At 50.9% G+C, this 12,503-nt stretch carries 11 protein-coding genes and 1 pseudogene; 9 read left to right on the top strand and 3 right to left on the bottom strand.

Features of this window, described 5'->3' with window-relative positions:
* The first annotated feature begins 154 nt into the window (after positions 1–154).
* The gene (locus WC5_RS04855) at positions 155–1,021 is read left to right on the top strand and encodes an aldo/keto reductase family oxidoreductase (protein ID WP_000097781.1); all 867 of its coding nucleotides are present in this window, start codon (positions 155–157) and stop codon (positions 1,019–1,021) included.
* 39 nt (positions 1,022–1,060) lie between these two features.
* On the opposite strand, the gene azoR is transcribed toward WC5_RS04855, so the two are convergent.
* Positions 1,061–1,666 carry an FMN-dependent NADH-azoreductase gene (gene azoR, locus WC5_RS04860; protein ID WP_000048933.1) on the bottom strand — a complete coding sequence of 202 codons (606 nt, stop codon included), beginning with the start codon at positions 1,664–1,666 and terminating at the stop codon, positions 1,061–1,063.
* 200 nt (positions 1,667–1,866) lie between these two features.
* Here azoR and hrpA point away from each other — a divergent pair, with 200 nt between their 5' ends.
* From hrpA to WC5_RS24960, 6 genes and pseudogenes are all read left to right on the top strand, one after another.
* Positions 1,867–5,769, top strand: coding sequence for an ATP-dependent RNA helicase HrpA (gene hrpA / locus WC5_RS04865; protein ID WP_000139506.1), 3,903 nt, complete (start codon positions 1,867–1,869; stop codon positions 5,767–5,769).
* 273 nt (positions 5,770–6,042) lie between these two features.
* Positions 6,043–6,843 (top strand): DUF218 domain-containing protein YdcF, encoded by an 801-nt coding sequence (gene ydcF, locus WC5_RS04870; RefSeq protein ID WP_001027915.1) that lies wholly within the window; start codon positions 6,043–6,045, stop codon positions 6,841–6,843.
* A gap of 526 nt (positions 6,844–7,369) precedes the next feature.
* Positions 7,370–8,389, top strand: a complete 1,020-nt coding sequence (locus tag WC5_RS25915; RefSeq protein WP_016231712.1) for a T6SS phospholipase effector Tle1-like catalytic domain-containing protein — start codon at positions 7,370–7,372, stop codon at positions 8,387–8,389.
* A gap of 53 nt (positions 8,390–8,442) precedes the next feature.
* A complete protein-coding gene (locus tag WC5_RS25910; RefSeq protein ID WP_286132433.1) occupies positions 8,443–9,057 on the top strand; it encodes a hypothetical protein in 615 nt (204 codons plus the stop codon).
* Between the two features lie 10 nt (positions 9,058–9,067).
* Positions 9,068–9,754, top strand: coding sequence for a DUF2931 family protein (locus WC5_RS04875; RefSeq protein ID WP_001253646.1), 687 nt, complete (start codon positions 9,068–9,070; stop codon positions 9,752–9,754).
* Between the two features lie 90 nt (positions 9,755–9,844).
* A pseudogene (locus WC5_RS24960) lies at positions 9,845–10,067 on the top strand (aldehyde dehydrogenase family protein); the annotation flags it as partial.
* A 95-nt stretch (positions 10,068–10,162) separates the two neighbouring features.
* On the opposite strand, the gene gap reads toward WC5_RS24960, so the two are convergent.
* Positions 10,163–11,164 (bottom strand): type I glyceraldehyde-3-phosphate dehydrogenase, encoded by a 1,002-nt coding sequence (gene gap / locus WC5_RS04880; RefSeq protein WP_000048678.1) that lies wholly within the window; start codon positions 11,162–11,164, stop codon positions 10,163–10,165.
* 188 nt (positions 11,165–11,352) lie between these two features.
* Here gap and cybB point away from each other — a divergent pair, with 188 nt between their 5' ends.
* Both cybB and WC5_RS04890 read left to right on the top strand, forming a co-directional pair.
* Positions 11,353–11,883: a cytochrome b561 gene (gene cybB / locus WC5_RS04885; RefSeq protein ID WP_010349378.1), complete on the top strand. Its 531-nt coding sequence runs from the start codon at positions 11,353–11,355 to the stop codon at positions 11,881–11,883.
* 272 nt (positions 11,884–12,155) lie between these two features.
* Complete coding sequence (locus tag WC5_RS04890) at positions 12,156–12,329, top strand: YdcA family protein (RefSeq protein WP_000712683.1); 174 nt, start codon at positions 12,156–12,158, stop codon at positions 12,327–12,329.
* A 72-nt stretch (positions 12,330–12,401) separates the two neighbouring features.
* On the opposite strand, the gene WC5_RS24305 is transcribed toward WC5_RS04890, so the two are convergent.
* A partial coding sequence (locus tag WC5_RS24305; RefSeq protein ID WP_032159900.1) for a Hok/Gef family protein occupies positions 12,402–12,503 on the bottom strand: 102 nt, incomplete at its 5' end.

Below are 12,503 nucleotides of genomic sequence, written 5' to 3'. Positions count from 1 at the left end.
CCGAATACGATCTTATACAGCCTGAGTTTTGGCAGTCTTTCAGGTCAAATAAGTGCTACGCATCCAGTAATCTTATTTATGCCTTCACATCATTTATCTCTTTTCATTTCTATACTGATTTTTCTTTATCCGTTTTATTAAAGGGCAGGATGTTATGAGCAGCAACACATTTATTCTCGGGACAAAATCCATTAACCGTCTTGGTTATGGTGCGATGCAGCTGGCAGGGCCTGGTGTTTTCGGTCCGCCGAAAGATCGCCATGTTGCTATTACCGTGCTGCGTGAGGCACTTGCTTTGGGCGTTAATCACATTGATACCAGCGACTTTTATGGCCCGCACATCACCAACCAGATCATCCGTGAAGCACTGCATCCCTATTCTGACGACCTGACGATTGTCACCAAAATTGGCGCTCGCCGTGGTGAGGATGCCTCCTGGCTGCCCGCATTCTCTCCCGCAGAACTGAAAAAGGCGGTGCATGACAACCTGCGAAATCTGGGGCTTGATGTGCTGGATGTGGTTAACCTGCGCGTAATGCTGGGGGATGGTCACGGTCCGACGGAAGGATCGATTGAAGCCAGCCTGACCGAGCTGGCAGAGATGCAGCAGCAGGGACTGGTAAAACATATCGGTTTGAGCAATGTCACGCCGACACAAGTCGCTGAAGCGTGCAAAATCGCTGAAATCGTTTGTGTGCAAAACGAATACAACATTGCACACCGTGCCGATGACGCATTAATTGATACTTTGGCTCGCGATGGTATTGCGTACGTGCCGTTCTTCCCGCTCGGCGGTTTTACGCCGCTGCAATCCTCCACACTTTCGGATGTTGCTGCAAGCCTGGGCGTGACACCAATGCAGGTGGCGCTGGCGTGGCTGTTGCAACGTTCAGCGAATATTTTGCTGATCCCCGGGACATCTTCCATTGCGCACTTGCGGGAGAATATGGCTGCAGGGAAATTAGTGTTATCTGATGATGTGTTGGCAACACTGGACAGCATTGCGAAAAAGGCGGGTTAAGTAAAAAGCCTCCCGCACTTGCAGGAGGCCTCTTAAAACTTATGCTGCAACAACTGCGTCAATTGCTGCTTTGGCGTCTGCCTGCGCTTTCGCCGCCATTTCCGGACCGTAGGCAATACCTTCCGCAAAGACGAATTTCACATCGGTAATACCGATAAACCCCAGGAACGTAGACAGATACGGCGTCACCAGATCCGTCGGCCCATCTTTATGGATACCGCCACGGCTGGTAATCACGATGGCTTTTTTACCTGTTACCAGACCTTCCGGACCGTTTTCGGTGTAGCGGAAAGTAACGCCTGCACGCGCAACCAGGTCAAAATAGTTTTTCAGCTGAGTCGAGATGTTAAAGTTGTACATTGGTGCCGCAATCACGATAACGTCATGGGCTTTCAGCTCGGCAATCAGCTCATCGGAAAGCGCCAGAGCTTCCTGTTGACGTGGGGGCAGCGGCGCATCGCTCGGACGCAGAGCGCCAACCAGTTCGCCATCCAGCACCGGAATCGGATTTGCTGCCAGGTCACGAACGGTGATTTCATCAGCAGTGTGCTTTTCGCGCCATTGTTCAACAAAATAATCGGACAACAAATTAGACTGAGAGTACCCTGCCAGGATGCTGGATTTAAGAACTAATACCTTGCTCATGGTGTTTCCTTATAGATGTTTGAATGGGCGATGCCCCGTTGCTTGTTGACACTTTATTCACAATCCTGCCACAGAGATAGCGCAATAAATCGAAGCCTATGTTCGAATTTATTGAACAACGCATAGAAAGCCGCGATGTGGTACTCTATATCTATCATTTAAAAGAAAATTAATCAGGCAGACTACTGCCCTCTAACGTTATGACAGAACAACAAAAATTGACCTTTAATGTCTTGCAACAGCGGCTGGATTCGCTAATGCTGCGTGACAGGCTGCGCTTTTCCCGCCGTCTGCATGGTGTGAAAAAGGTTAAAAATCCTGATGCACAACAGGCCATTTTCCAGGAAATGGCAAAAGAGATTGACCAGGCGGCAGGGAAAGTCCTGCTGCGTGAAGCGGCACGTCCGGAGATTACTTATCCGGACAATTTGCCGGTTAGTCAGAAAAAACAGGACATTCTCGAAGCTATTCGTGACCACCAGGTCGTCATCGTTGCCGGGGAAACGGGGTCAGGTAAAACCACTCAGTTACCGAAAATCTGTATGGAACTGGGGCGCGGAATTAAAGGGCTGATCGGTCATACCCAACCGCGCCGTCTGGCAGCAAGAACCGTCGCGAATCGTATTGCCGAAGAGTTGCAGACCGAGCCGGGTGGTTGCATCGGTTACAAAGTGCGTTTCAGCGATCACGTAAGTGATAACACGATGGTCAAGCTGATGACCGACGGTATCCTGCTGGCGGAGATCCAGCAAGACCGCCTGCTGATGCAGTACGACACCATCATCATCGATGAAGCGCACGAGCGTAGCCTGAACATTGATTTTCTGCTCGGTTATCTGAAAGAGTTGCTGCCGCGTCGTCCAGATCTGAAAGTGATCATCACCTCGGCGACCATCGATCCTGAACGTTTCTCACGTCACTTTAATAATGCGCCGATTATCGAAGTCTCCGGTCGCACTTATCCGGTGGAAGTGCGCTATCGCCCGATTGTTGAAGAAGCGGATGACACCGAACGCGACCAGTTGCAGGCCATTTTCGATGCCGTAGAAGAGCTAAGCCAGGAAACTCCTGGTGATATCCTGATCTTTATGAGCGGCGAGCGGGAAATTCGCGATACCGCCGATGCGCTGAACAAGCTGAATCTGCGTCATACCGAAATCTTGCCGCTTTACGCACGACTGTCGAACAGCGAACAAAATAGGGTGTTCCAGTCGCACAGCGGGCGGCGCATTGTGCTGGCGACCAACGTCGCGGAAACGTCGCTGACCGTACCGGGTATTAAATACGTGATCGACCCCGGTACGGCGCGTATCAGCCGTTACAGCTATCGCACCAAAGTGCAGCGTTTGCCGATTGAGCCAATTTCGCAGGCTTCTGCTAATCAGCGTAAAGGTCGCTGCGGACGTGTGTCAGAAGGGATCTGTATTCGTCTCTATTCCGAAGACGATTTCCTCTCGCGCCCGGAGTTTACCGACCCGGAGATTCTGCGTACCAACCTGGCCTCGGTTATTTTGCAGATGACTGCGCTGGGGCTGGGCGATATTGCCGCGTTCCCGTTTGTCGAAGCGCCGGATAAACGCAATATCCAGGATGGCGTGCGTCTGCTCGAAGAGCTGGGCGCGATCACCACTGATGAACAGGCCTGCGCCTATAAACTGACGCCGCTCGGTCGCCAACTCTCGCAACTGCCTGTCGATCCTCGTCTGGCGCGAATGGTGCTGGAAGCGCAAAAACATGGCTGCGTGCGTGAAGCGATGATTATCACTTCCGCGCTCTCCATTCAGGATCCGCGTGAGCGTCCAATGGACAAACAGCAGGCATCGGACGAGAAACATCGTCGTTTCCACGATAAAGAGTCTGACTTCCTGGCATTTGTTAATCTGTGGAATTATCTCGGCGAACAGCAAAAGGCGCTCTCCTCGAATGCCTTCCGTCGCCTGTGCCGCACCGATTACCTCAACTATCTGCGCGTGCGCGAATGGCAGGACATCTACACCCAGTTGCGCCAGGTAGTGAAAGAACTCGGCATTCCGGTGAACAGCGAACCGGCGGAGTATCGCGAAATTCACATCGCCTTACTGACCGGTTTGCTTTCGCATATCGGCATGAAAGATGCCGATAAACAGGAATATACCGGTGCACGTAACGCGCGTTTCTCCATCTTCCCCGGTTCTGGTTTATTCAAAAAGCCACCGAAATGGGTAATGGTGGCGGAACTGGTAGAAACCAGCCGCCTGTGGGGGCGCATTGCTGCGCGTATCGATCCAGAATGGGTGGAACCCGTTGCGCAGCATTTGATTAAACGCACCTACAGCGAACCGCACTGGGAACGGGCGCAGGGCGCGGTGATGGCAACGGAAAAAGTCACTGTGTATGGATTGCCGATTGTTGCCGCGCGCAAGGTCAACTACAGCCAGATTGATCCGGCGTTATGTCGTGAACTCTTTATTCGCCACGCGCTGGTGGAAGGTGACTGGCAGACGCGCCACGCATTCTTTCGCGAGAACCTGAAACTGCGGGCGGAAGTGGAAGAGCTGGAACACAAATCACGTCGCCGCGATATTCTGGTGGATGACGAAACGCTGTTTGAGTTTTACGACCAGCGCATCAGTCACGATGTCATCTCCTCGCGCCACTTCGACAGCTGGTGGAAAAAGGTCAGCCGCGAAACGCCTGATTTGCTCAACTTTGAAAAGAGCATGTTGATCAAAGAAGGTGCGGAAAAAATCAGCAAGCTGGATTACCCGAACTTCTGGCATCAGGGCAATCTCAAGCTGCGTTTGAGTTATCAGTTTGAGCCGGGGGCAGATGCTGACGGTGTGACTGTGCATATCCCGCTGCCGTTACTTAACCAGGTTGAGGAGAGTGGGTTTGAGTGGCAGATCCCCGGTCTGCGCCGCGAACTGGTGATTGCTCTGATTAAATCGTTGCCGAAACCGGTACGGCGTAATTTTGTACCCGCGCCAAACTACGCCGAAGCGTTCTTAGGCCGCGTCACGCCACTGGAGCTGCCGTTGCTCGACAGCCTTGAGCGCGAGCTGCGGCGGATGACCGGCGTTACCGTTGACCGCGAGGACTGGCACTGGGATCAGGTGCCCGATCACCTGAAAATCACATTCCGCGTGGTGGATGACAAAAACAAGAAGCTAAAAGAAGGGCGCTCATTACAAGATTTGAAAGACGCGCTGAAAGGCAAAGTGCAGGAAACGCTGTCTGCAGTGGCGGATGACGGTATTGAGCAGAGCGGCTTACATATCTGGAGTTTTGGTCAACTGCCGGAAAGCTATGAACAGAAACGTGGCAACTACAAAGTGAAAGCGTGGCCGGCGCTGGTGGATGAACGCGACAGCGTAGCGATCAAACTGTTTGATAATCCGCTGGAACAAAAGCAAGCGATGTGGAACGGTCTTCGCCGTTTGCTGCTGCTGAATATTCCATCGCCGATCAAATACTTGCATGAAAAGTTGCCAAACAAAGCCAAGTTAGGGCTGTACTTTAACCCATATGGCAAAGTACTGGAGCTGATCGACGACTGTATCTCCTGCGGTGTGGATAAATTGATCGATGCCAACGGTGGCCCAGTCTGGACGGAAGAAGGCTTTGTTGCGCTGCATGAAAAAGTGCGCGCCGAACTGAACGACACGGTGGTGGATATTGCGAAGCAGGTCGAGCAAATCCTCACAGCGGTGTTCAATATCAATAAACGCCTGAAAGGGCGCGTTGATATGACGATGGCGCTGGGACTTTCAGATATCAAAGCGCAGATGGGCGGGCTGGTATATCGCGGTTTTGTCACCGGTAACGGCTTCAAACGTCTGGGTGATACGCTGCGTTATTTGCAGGCGATTGAAAAACGCCTGGAGAAACTGGCGGTTGATCCACACCGCGACCGCGCCCAGATGCTGAAAGTCGAAAACGTCCAGCAGGCGTGGCAGCAGTGGATCAACAAATTGCCGCCAGCACGTCGTGAAGATGAAGACGTAAAAGAGATTCGCTGGATGATTGAAGAGCTGCGCGTCAGTTACTTCGCCCAACAACTCGGTACGCCGTATCCGATTTCAGATAAGCGTATTCTGCAAGCGATGGAGCAAATTAGCGGATAACGCTGCTATTTGCCTGATAAATCTAAAACCCGGTAAGCATATGCTGCCGGGTTTTTTATTAAATCTGAAAACGGTAAGGGCAAAAGTTCAGGGATTCAGGAGAAATACAATTCTCTGCTGCAAAATGAATAATGTTTATCTACAGCTTTTCTGTAAAACATATGCCAGGTTTGCGGAGAGGCGATTAACGAAATACGACCTCCTCCTTTCAGAGTGCTCCGCTTCTCATTATTATCTCACGCAGTATTCTTAAGGGAACGAGAAGGAGGAACCATGAATATTACCCCGTTTCCGACGCTTTCGGCGGCAACCATCGATGCCATAAACGTTATCGGTCGATGGCTGGCGCAGGATGATTTCTCCGGTGCTGCTCCGTATCAGGCTGATTGCGTGATCCTTGCAGGTAATGCGGTTATCCCTACTATCGACGCCGCTTGCAAGATTGCCCGAGATCAGCAAATTCCGTTACTGATTAGCGGTGGTATCGGTCACTCGACAACATTTTTATACAGTGCCATCGCCCAGCATCCGCATTACAACACCATTCGTACAACAGGCAGGTCAGAAGCTACCATCCTCGCAGATATTGCCCATCAGTTCTGGCATATTCCACATGAAAAAATCTTGATTGAAGACCAGTCAACAAACTGCGGAGAAAATGCCCGCTTCAGTATCGCGTTACTGAATCAGGCCAAAGAACGGGTTCACACGGCTATTGTCGTGCAGGACCCCACCATGCAGCGGCGCACGATGGCGACGTTCCGCCGTATGACCGGGGACAACCCCGATGCACCACGCTGGTTAAGTTATCCGGGATTTATACCACAATTAGTGAATAACGCAGACAGTGTCGCATTTGCTAATCTACTGGAAGGATTATGGCCAGTTGAGCGTTATTTATCGCTTCTTACTGGCGAGCTACCTCGTTTGCGTGATGATAGCAATGGCTATGGGCCACGCGGGCGCGATTTTATCGTTCACGTTGACTTTGCCGCTGAAGTCACCCAGGCCTGGCAGACGCTGAAACACGACGCTGTGCTTATTGAAGCGATGGAAAGTCGTTCACTACGTTAAAAATTGCCCGTTTGTGAAATACCGTTGGCAAACGGGCATGACTCTTTACTTTTACTTCTGCCTTTTATTCCTTTCACACTTGTTTTTATGAAGCCCTTCACAGAATCGTTTTTCCACGATGCTGTCATCTACGATGATTGATGTTTACACAGGAACAGACTTTTTTGACCGGGACGAGTCGCGTTTGCTTACTGACGAGCTTTCCCTGCTAGCTGGAATGACCAATACAGGGCCATTATCCTGAATACACCTTCAGTTGTTGTGAATGCTATTGCTCAGCAGATCGGATGCACTCCGGTATCTCTTCCGCTTCAGGGACGGCAGGCACCGCACCTTGTATCCTCCCGTTAAATCCGGGTGACAGAGCATATCAGTGGTTCCGTTGCTGTCGGTGAACACCAGGAATCCATACATTTGAATATGGCAACTGCATCTTGTGCAGAAGATAGAGCGTTGATTTTATTTAAGAACTGAAGGGGGGAGTATGATGTGCCTGATTTAACCTTTCAGACAAAATGGATTTTTTATGGCAGCAGGCGAGAATACTGAGCCGGGTAATACCGGCTATCACCGGTATGAAACTACCGGGGAGAACACGCACTACACCGATGTTTTATGCAGTGGAAAAGTCATCCGGTGCCGGCGGGTGCCGGTCAGAGGGATCACGCTGACGGTGGGGGTGTTCTTTGATGGTACCGGGAATAACCGGGCAAACGCAGACGATCTGCGGTTGGCGTATGCCCACTGCGCCGGTTTGGTCGGTGAGGAACGAGCCAGGGCGTGCGCGAAGTATGAAGAACACGCCAGAGAGGGGGCAGGCAACGCCAGCTGGCAGGGCGGCATCACCAATATTTCCCGGCTCAATGACCTTTACAAATCTGATACTGCCCTTGGTGAAGATGAGATGGAGGCGCAGGTGAAAGCCTACGTCAGCGGCATCGGGACGGCAGATGGGAAAAGCGACTCGTTGCTGGGGATGGGGCTGGGCAGCAGCCTTATCCGGCGGTTTGAGGGAGTGGTGACCAAGACCGATGAAGCTCTTGAGAAAATTGCTTCCGCACTGAATATATTTATCAGTCGTAACCGCGATAAAGCGGCGATCGCGAAGGTGCAGTTTGATGTGTTCGGGTTCAGTCGCGGCGCGGCAGCGGCACGGCACTTTGCCAACCGGGTGATGAACCAGGATACGGCGATAGTGGCTGCAATAGAGAACGGGCTGGATATGTCCAGATACCATGGAAAACCTGCGGGAGAGGTGCGCTTTCTGGGGCTTTTTGACACAGTGGCAGCCATCGGGAGCCTGCTGAATTTCTACGATATTAACGGACGCAGTAATCCTGGTGTCAACCTTGAGCTGCGTCCTTCCGTGGCGCAGAAGGTGTTTCAGATAAGCGCAATGCACGAGTGCCGTTATAACTTCAGTCTGAACAGCATCGCGGGGATGTGGCCGGAGCTGGCACTGCCGGGGGCGCATTCGGACATTGGCGGGGGCTACAACGCGGGTGAGGATGAGATTTCCCTGCTGACGATGCGGACTTTGATGTGATACCGGAGAGCGCGGACGAGACGCAGACTGCGGTGTACCGTCAGGCGGAGAAGATGCGTCAGGCGCTGTTTTCACTGCCGGCGCTGAAGTACCTGATGCCACACGATAAGGTGGAGACAAAAATGATTTCGTGGCCGCTGGTTAACCTTGACAAGGCTCGGGCTTTTATTTTTGAGAAGAAAGCCGGCGCGGCGGTGTTTATGACGCGCAGGGCGGTGCCGAACGACTGGGAAAAGGTGTGTATGCGGGTGATGCTCGATGCGGCACAGGACGCCGGGGTAATATTTGGAGATATTGACCCGCAAAACCCTGACACAGCTCTTCCTGCTGAGCTGGTTCCCCTGTGTGACAAAGCAACAGCCCAGGGGCGTGCGATCCGGCGTGGCGCAGAGCCGGAGGGCTTCACGGCGGAGGAGATGCGAACCATCGGGCGTTATCTGCACTGTTCGGCGAACTGGAACATCGACTCGGACCTGAGCCTGTGGGTGAGTCCGTCCTCGGGAGAGGTTTTTCTGCGAAACCACTATGCGCCGACTGACGACCGCTCGTTCGTGTGGCCGATGGCTCCGGGCAAAGGGTGGGTGCGGACGGTGTGGAGGATGGATGACCAGCAGCAGTGGGAAGACCGGGCGCGGGCGAACGTGGACGTGCTGGACGAACTGTTCTGAGGAGGAAGGGATGAGACGATTACCGCTGATGGTGGCCGTGCTGGGGGGCATTCTGCTTTCAGGCTGCCATGACCGCCGGGCAGGCGTAAAGACGCTGCTGGGAGACGGCGTGGAGCAGTGGGGAAAGAAGCTGCCTTACGATAACTGGAATTTTAGCTTTATATACCCGAAAAATCTGCCTGCACTAGTGACGATGGTGTACCTGGAGGACGGGGATATTCGGGAAAGTATCTTCCGTCGGTTAGATCCTATGGACATCAGTGATCTGAGTGTCGGGCACTGGCATGATTTGATAGGGGGGTATGGCGGGTATTTTAACCGGGGAAAAGCACTGCCGGTACGAATGACGGTGTGCTGGGACTCGGTTATTGACAAGAAAGCGTATGAAACGGAGATCTGGTTCAGCCGGGAGACGTGGCAGCAGATGGCTACGGCATATCCTGATCCGTATCATCCAGGTAAACCTTACTACCGGAAGCGAATGGCTGTTGGTCTTGCTCCAGGCGGTACTGTACGGATCTGGCTTGAGGATAACGGGAACCCATCCGTACTCCAGCAACCAGCACGGCAGCTTACCCTGACAGGGGATGATATGCTGATATGCAAAGGGGTAACGAAACATCCTAACGGGTATGTTTATTACGGAAAGACACCAGATTTCATCAAAGGGAAAACCTATCCGTATGGTAACTGGTAGGGCATAACGATTAGAAAACTCAAAAGGATCTTCTTGAGATCCTTTTGAGCATCAATCTGATTGTTTTGACGGGTTAAACTTCAATACTGCGAACGCGCCAGTGAAATCAGTGCGCTGATTGTCGAGTAAGGGGCAAAATCCAGCAATTGGCTGAAATCGAAGTGGGCGCGGCGTTATGAGGGAAAAATTATTCAAAGCGATCATATTCTTCTGTTTAAACGTGCTCTTGGCGTGACCACTGGTATTCTGCCGTGGAACTTCCCGTTCTTCTTTATTAATTGCCCACAAAATGTCGCCTGCTCTAGTGACCGGTAAACATGGCTTGCATGAGTACCTTCAAACCCAGGTAGTCTATTTACAGTCATAATGTGTAAAACAGGCGGAGGCATTTTTCTCCGCCTGTATCTGTCAGAGTTTGGCGAATTTTTCGAGAGTGCGAATAAGCTGGGTAACAAACCCATATTCGTTATCGTACCAGGCGACTGTTTTCACCAGTTGTAAATCGCCCACGGCGGTAATTTCCGTTTGCGTGGCATCAAACACCGAACCGAAATGGCTGCCAATGATATCGGAAGAGACTATTTCTTCATCGGTATAACCAAATGACTCGTTATTGTTTGTCGCTTTTTTAAGCGCGTTGTTCACCTCTTCGGCAGTGACTTTTTTCCCGAGAATAGACACCAGTTCGGTGACCGAACCTGTTTTCACGGGTACGCGTTGCGCATGGCCTTTCAGTTTGCCGCTCAGTTCCGGGATCACCAGGCCAATGGCTTTTGCCGCGCCAGTGGTGTGGGGAATGATATTTTCTGCCGCCGCACGTGAAGCGCGTAGATCTTTACCACGCGGACCATCCACCAGTGACTGGGTGCCGGTATAGGCATGAATGGTCGTCATCGTGCCGACTTCTATTCTAAAACTGTCGTGCAAGGCTTTGGCCATCGGCGCAAGACAGTTTGTGGTACATGACGCTACAGAAACAATAGTGTCGTTACCATCCAGAGTGTCGTCATTGACGTTATAAACGATAGTTTTCATCTCACCGGCAGGGGCGGAAATCAGTACTTTCCTGGCGCCAGCATCCAGATGCGCCTGCGATTTTTCAGCAGAGGTATAAAAGCCTGTACATTCGACAATGATTTCTGCACCTTTCGCTTTCCACGGAATATTTTTCGCCTCTTTTTCGGCGTAAACCGCAATGCTTTTCCCATCGACGATAAGTGAATCTTCAGTGAAATCAACGCTCCAGGGGAACGGGCCGTAGTTTGAATCATGTTTCAGCAGATAGGCGAGAATTTTCGGGGATGTGAGATCATTAATAGCGACAACGTCTATGTTGCTTTTGACCTCAAGTAATCGACGCAACACCAGTCGACCGATACGACCAAAACCGTTAATGCCAACTTTACTCATGGTTTTCTCCTGTAAGGAACTCTTGGGTGAAAATTGATCCTTTCCAGGCTTAGACCAGGATGGCGGGATGAGCAATCTACATTCGTGCAGCGAAACGTAACGTACTGAAAAAGGGCGAACAATATTTAATGAAATTTTAAGAAAAGCTGGTTATGTTAACGGAAAATTGTTTTAAAGCAGGAAATGTTATGGAAAATAAATACACAAGGTTACAAATTGGCATTCACTGGCTGGTCTTTTTGCTGGTTATTGCAGCCTATTGTGCAATGGAGTTTCGTGGCTTTTTCCCACGTAGCGATCGGCCGCTCATCAACATGATCCATGTTTCCTGCGGCATTTCAATTCTCGTACTAATGGTACTTCGTCTTGTGCTAAGGCTGAAATACCCAACCCCGCCAATTGTGCCTAAACCGAAACCGATGATAACGGGGATCGCGCATCTCGGGCATCTGGTCATTTACCTGCTGTTTATCGCGCTGCCGCTGATTGGTATCGTGATGATGTATAACCGTGGCAATCCCTGGTTTGCGTTCGGTGTGACGATGCCTTACACGTCAGAGCCAAATTTCGATCTGGTGGATATTTTAAAGTCATGGCATGAAACGCTGGCAAATTTGGGATATTTCGTTATCGGGCTACATGCTGCTGCTGCATTGGCACACCACTATTTCTGGAAGGACAACACGCTTCTGCGCATGATGCCGCGTAAGCGTTCCTGACGACAATAAAAGAAAGCGCCTGTACTAAACCAGACCCGTGTACAGGCGAAGAATACGGGTCTACATCGGAAGCATCTATTATATTTATTTGTATGACAAATAAAACCATAATTAGCCTTTATGTGTTTATCTGGTTCATATTTAACCAATTTATCTTTCAGTTAAGATTGAAATCCATTTTCCTCAATCTTTGATCTCGCTAAGTGAAATCAAGTCCACCCAGCGTATAACTTTTATACCGAACATAAGATTTGGTAAACAATGGAGGTTATATGAAAAAATTTGCACTTATCTTGTTTATGGGAATGCTTGTTTCGTTTTATGCCGATGCCGGGCGCAAGCCGTGTTCTGGTGCAAAAGGTGGAATATCCCACTGTACTGCTGGTGGCAAATTTGTTTGTAACGATGGATCTATCAGCGCATCGAAAAAGACATGTACTAACTGAAAGGAAAAAAGGGGTGCCATGAGAAAATGAACCTGCCGCCAGATGCGCGGGGAAAACTCCCCGCGCTGGCCCTTACCTGGACTTACAGGCCATGAGAGCCGCCACCTCCTTATTACCGTCCCGGAACCGCAGTTCGTAGAGCGTTTGTCGGGTCAGAAGTGTGAATGCCAGTAT

It is taken from the genome of Escherichia sp. KTE114, assembly GCF_000407765.1.
Classification (GTDB): domain Bacteria; phylum Pseudomonadota; class Gammaproteobacteria; order Enterobacterales; family Enterobacteriaceae; genus Escherichia; species Escherichia ruysiae.
The sequence above is the reverse complement of the archived record's forward strand: the minus strand, read 5'-3'. Positions and strand labels throughout refer to the sequence as shown.

Excerpts from the sequence above, each read along its gene's own strand:
- azoR (WP_000048933.1), bottom strand. The coding sequence starts at position 1,666 with ATGAGCAAGGTATTAGTTCTTAAATCCAGCATCCTGGCAGGGTACTCT.
- WC5_RS04890 (WP_000712683.1), top strand. The coding sequence starts at position 12,156 with ATGAAAAAATTTGCACTTATCTTGTTTATGGGAATGCTTGTTTCGTTT.
- gap (WP_000048678.1), bottom strand. The coding sequence starts at position 11,164 with ATGAGTAAAGTTGGCATTAACGGTTTTGGTCGTATCGGTCGACTGGTG.
- WC5_RS25910 (WP_286132433.1), top strand. The coding sequence starts at position 8,443 with ATGCGTCAGGCGCTGTTTTCACTGCCGGCGCTGAAGTACCTGATGCCA.
- WC5_RS04875 (WP_001253646.1), top strand. The coding sequence starts at position 9,068 with ATGAGACGATTACCGCTGATGGTGGCCGTGCTGGGGGGCATTCTGCTT.
- WC5_RS25915 (WP_016231712.1), top strand. The coding sequence starts at position 7,370 with ATGGCAGCAGGCGAGAATACTGAGCCGGGTAATACCGGCTATCACCGG.
- ydcF (WP_001027915.1), top strand. The coding sequence starts at position 6,043 with ATGAATATTACCCCGTTTCCGACGCTTTCGGCGGCAACCATCGATGCC.
- cybB (WP_010349378.1), top strand. The coding sequence starts at position 11,353 with ATGGAAAATAAATACACAAGGTTACAAATTGGCATTCACTGGCTGGTC.
- hrpA (WP_000139506.1), top strand. The coding sequence starts at position 1,867 with ATGACAGAACAACAAAAATTGACCTTTAATGTCTTGCAACAGCGGCTG.
- WC5_RS04855 (WP_000097781.1), top strand. The coding sequence starts at position 155 with ATGAGCAGCAACACATTTATTCTCGGGACAAAATCCATTAACCGTCTT.